Source organism: Frigoribacterium sp. MEB024 (assembly GCF_000878135.1).
Taxonomy (GTDB): domain Bacteria; phylum Actinomycetota; class Actinomycetes; order Actinomycetales; family Microbacteriaceae; genus Frigoribacterium.
This window is the reverse complement of the sequence record NZ_JXQZ01000118.1, coordinates 1-1,868: the sequence shown is the minus strand read 5'-3', so window position 1 is coordinate 1,868 and position 1,868 is coordinate 1. Positions and strand designations below refer to the sequence as shown.

The window sequence follows — 1,868 nt, the reverse complement described above, 5'->3', positions numbered from 1 at the left end:
CGCAGCAGCCGCCGCAGCAGCCGACTAGCGCTTGAGGTTGGTGAGCTCCTGCAGCACCTCGTCCGAGGTGGTGATGATGCGGGCGTTGGCCTGGAAGCCGCGCTGGGCGACGATCAGGTTGGTGAACTCCTGCGAGAGGTCGACGTTCGACATCTCGAGCGAGCCGCTGGCCAGCGAACCGACGCCGGGCGAACCGGGGGCGCCGACCGTCGCGGCACCCGAGTTGGCCGTCGCGCGGTAGCCCGAGTTGCCCTCCTTCTCGAGGCCGCCGGGGTTCGTGAAGGTCGCGAGCACGACGCGACCGAGGCCGACCGTCGAACCGTTGCTGAACTGGCCCATCAGCGTGCCGTCCTTCGACAGCGAGAAGCCCTGCAGCGTGCCGGCCGCGCGGCCGTTCTGCTCGGTGATGGACGTGGTGTTGAGCGCCGCGAAGCCGGTGATGCCCGACAGGTCGACGGTGACGCCGTTGAGCCGCAGCGACGCGGCACCGGTCTGCTTGCCGTCGGTGAAGGCCATGGAGGCGGTGGCGCCGCCGTTGCCGTCGGTCGCGGAGGCGTCCCAGCCGGTCGTCGTACGGGTGAAGGTGAGCGTCAGGGTGCGCTCGAGGCCGTTGGCGTCGAACACCTTGGTGTCGCGGACGATCTTGTCGCCGACCGCCGACTCGCTCGGCAGGTTGCCGCCGACCGTGGCGCTCGAGGTCGCCGTGGCCGGGGCCGCCGCGTTCAGGGGCAGCGTGATGTCGCCGAGCGCGCCTCCGTCGTTGATGACGCCGTTCGTCGCCGAGTAGCCCTGCACGATCTTGCCGTCGGACGACACGAGACGACCGTCGGCGTCGAAGTCGAACGCACCCGAGCGGGTGTAGACGGTGTCGTTGCCGAGGCGGGTCACGAAGAAGCCGTCGCCCGAGATCATCAGGTCGGTGGCCTTGCCGGTGGCCTGCGCCGACCCCTGCGCGAAGTTCGTCGAGATGCCGGCGACCTGCACGCCGAGGCCGATCTGCGCGGGGTTCGTGCCGCCGATGCCGGTCTGCGGGCCGCCGGCGCCCTGCGTGATCTGCGACAGCGTGTCCTGGAACTGGGTGGTCGACGACTTGAAGCCGGCGGTGTTGACGTTGGCGATGTTGTTGCCGGTGACGTCGAGCATCGTCTGGTGCGAGCGGAGGCCCGAGATGCCGGAGTAGAGGGAGCGGAGCATGGGTGCTGCCTTTCAGCTGGGGAGAGATCTGGAGGCGCGTCCTGCGCGGGTGGTGCCGGTCGCGTCCTGCTCCCGGTGCGGTTCGAGGGGTCGTGCGGGTCGTGCGGGTGGTGCTGCGGGGTGCGCGTCGGGGACGCGTGTCACGCCTTCGTGGTGGCGATGCCCGAGATGAGATCCAACGCGACCTCCTTCCCGCCGACCGAGACCTTGGGGACGGCCTCGGCGAACGACACGCTCGTCGCGGTGCCCTTGACCTCGACCCCGTCCGGGCCCGTGTAGCTGACCTCGCGGCCGACCAGGTTCGACGCGGCGATGCGCATCTGCAGCGAGAAGTTCTCGTTGGCCGTCGTCGTCTGCGCGGTGACCTGCTCCATCATCGCCAGCTGCGTGGTCTGCGACATCATGGCGTTGGTGTCCATCGGGGTCGACGGGTCCTGGTTCTTCAGCTGCGTGACGAGCAGCTTCATGAACATCTCGCTGTCCATCGTGTTCGCCGTCGCACGGCTCGAGCCGCTCTTCGCGGCGTTGGCGGCGGCGATCTGGGTCGCGACGTCGACGGTTCCCGATATCTGGTCGATCGAGGGCATGGGGTCTCCGGTTCAGGCCAGGACGTCGAGGGACGTCGAGAGGGACGAGGAGGCGCGGGCACGGTCGACCGCGCCCGTCGCGTCGAA

At 69.5% G+C, this 1,868-nt stretch carries 2 protein-coding genes; both read right to left on the bottom strand.

Annotated elements, in window-relative coordinates; all coding sequences use genetic code 11:
- Positions 1 to 24: 24 nt before the first annotated feature.
- On the bottom strand, positions 25 to 1,194 hold the full coding sequence (locus SZ60_RS15405) for a flagellar hook protein FlgE (protein WP_043597522.1): 1,170 nt from the start codon (positions 1,192 to 1,194) through the stop codon (positions 25 to 27).
- A gap of 140 nt (positions 1,195 to 1,334) precedes the next feature.
- Positions 1,335 to 1,781 (bottom strand): flagellar hook assembly protein FlgD, encoded by a 447-nt coding sequence (locus tag SZ60_RS15400; protein WP_052505459.1) that lies wholly within the window; start codon positions 1,779 to 1,781, stop codon positions 1,335 to 1,337.
- Between the last annotated feature and the right edge of the window lie 87 nt (positions 1,782 to 1,868).